At 41.2% G+C, this 381-nt stretch carries 1 protein-coding gene; it reads right to left on the bottom strand.

Translation table 11 applies throughout. From position 1 onward, the window contains the following. The coding region (locus tag SB786_RS35735; RefSeq protein ID WP_410731507.1) for a hypothetical protein at positions 1 to 381 on the bottom strand (381 nt) is incomplete at both ends.

Genomic DNA, 381 nt, shown 5'->3' with positions numbered 1-381 from the left:
GAGCATTGGTCTGATCTAAAACATATGTTCCATTATCTCTACTGTTAACATTTATTACTGGATGTGCTACATTGGCAATATTAACTGTACCATCTGCATCAATTGGCGAATCAGCCCATTTAGGCGCTCCCCCAGCTCCGTTTGATGTAAGAATCTGTCCGGCAGTTCCCGGATTACCTCCCGTTGTAGCATTACCCCCTACGTTAAGTTCACTAGCAAGTTGCATAGTACCATTAACATGTAATGTCTCTTGGGGAGTTGATGTATTGATAGCTATTCTTCCGGCAGAAGTAATTCTCATACGTTCTAAATAAGAAGATCCTAAAGAGTTTCCAAAGAAGAAATCTTCACCAGTTGCAGTACGTAAACTTCCTATTCCCC

The organism is Burkholderia sp. SIMBA_062, assembly GCF_046534765.1.
Lineage (GTDB): Bacteria > Pseudomonadota > Gammaproteobacteria > Burkholderiales > Burkholderiaceae > Burkholderia > Burkholderia ambifaria.
The sequence above is the reverse complement of the archived record's forward strand: the minus strand, read 5'-3'. Positions and strand labels throughout refer to the sequence as shown.